The sequence below is a fragment of the Promicromonospora sp. NPDC060271 genome (assembly GCF_042726755.1).
GTDB lineage: Bacteria > Actinomycetota > Actinomycetes > Actinomycetales > Cellulomonadaceae > Promicromonospora.
Genome location: NZ_JBHXBG010000324.1, coordinates 1 through 1,307 on the forward strand (window position 1 = coordinate 1; position 1,307 = coordinate 1,307).

The window sequence follows — 1,307 nt, forward strand, 5'->3', positions numbered from 1 at the left end:
GGTCACTCAAACGACCGATCTCGCGGCAACCGACCGAAGTCATTTCTTGCGCCGTGCAAGGGGCCGAACTCAGGGGTTAGCTGGCGGGCAGTCGAGGATCGACCCGAGCATCCCGCAGCACGTCCGGCGGGATGCGCGCGGTGATCCGCTTGAGCATCGCCGGGACATCCTGTTTGTCGGATGCGCTGACGTTCTCAAGGGTGACGCCGGCTCGCCGGATGGCGTCGGCGCGAGCCTTCTCGGCCAGGTATTCCTGCGCAGGATCGTGACCGGGGCGAACGCCGTCCTGCCGATACTTGACCTGGCCGTCGAACTCGATGCCCAGCGCCCACTGTTCGTAGCCCAGGTCGGTGTGGAAGAGCCCGGCGTCGGTCTGCACAGGCATCTGCGTGGTCGGTCGAGGCAGACCGGCGCGGAGCAGCTCATAGCGGACCCAGGTCTCCCAGGCGGACTGGGCGCCGTCGTCGGCCAGCTCGATGACCAGCCGGGCCTGTTGGATCCCGCGCCGGCCGGTCTGGGCGTCCAGCACCGCGAGCAGTTCTTCTCGGTCGGCGCCAAGGGCAAGGGCCGAGTCGGCGATGACGAGCGCTTCGAGCGGATGCAGCGTGCGCGCGCAGTCGACGACCGTGCGTGCGAGTGACGTCACCGGCAGGCCTGCCGCCACGTCGATGTCATCGGGCGCAAGGGTCCACGAGTACCGCCTGACGTCACCGGCCGCGTGGCCGGAGGCACGGTAGCGCTGGTAGACGTGTGTTTCTCGTGGCGTCTTCCAGACGAAGCAGCCAAGCAGCAGCGCGGCCGTCGCGTGGCTGAACACGTGCTTGGCTCTGAGCTGGGGGTGCAGCGCACGGGCGCGGGCGAGTGCCTTGTTGCGCGCTTCCCGCGCGGCTCCCGAAGGGCCGTCGACGCGGATCTCTTCCGGGGTGCAGTACGCACCGCGTCGAACCCTGAGGACCTCACCGGCGCGCGCTTTGGCGGCTAGCTTGTTGCGGTTGTGCTCGAGTGCGAGGGCGACCGCTGGGATTTTCACTTCGACCATGGAAAGACGATGTGTCATCGCTGGCGGCTCGATTGACCGACGCCGAGCGAGCTGTGCACAGACCGCGAATCCACAGGGACCTGGTCGCACTCGGGTCGTTGAGCCGCCGTCCCCCGGGCGCCGCGCCGGCGCAATAATCTTTCGGCTCGGCTCGGCTCGGCTCGGCTCGGCTCGGCTCGGCTCGGCTCGGCTCGGGTGATGTGAGGCGGCGAGCGACTTCGGTCCGTTGCACGGGGCAGAGATGACTTCGGTCGGTTGCTCTGAGATC

Annotated in this window: 1 protein-coding gene; it reads right to left on the bottom strand. The window is 68.2% G+C overall.

Annotated features, from left to right (window positions below):
• Nucleotides 1–76 precede the first annotated feature (76 nt).
• Nucleotides 77–1,039, bottom strand: a complete 963-nt coding sequence (locus ACFWE2_RS25380; protein WP_377226978.1) for a hypothetical protein — start codon at nt 1,037–1,039, stop codon at nt 77–79.
• Nucleotides 1,040–1,307 lie beyond the last annotated feature (268 nt).

Excerpts from the sequence above, each read along its gene's own strand:
- ACFWE2_RS25380 (WP_377226978.1), bottom strand. The coding sequence starts at position 1,039 with ATGGTCGAAGTGAAAATCCCAGCGGTCGCCCTCGCACTCGAGCACAAC.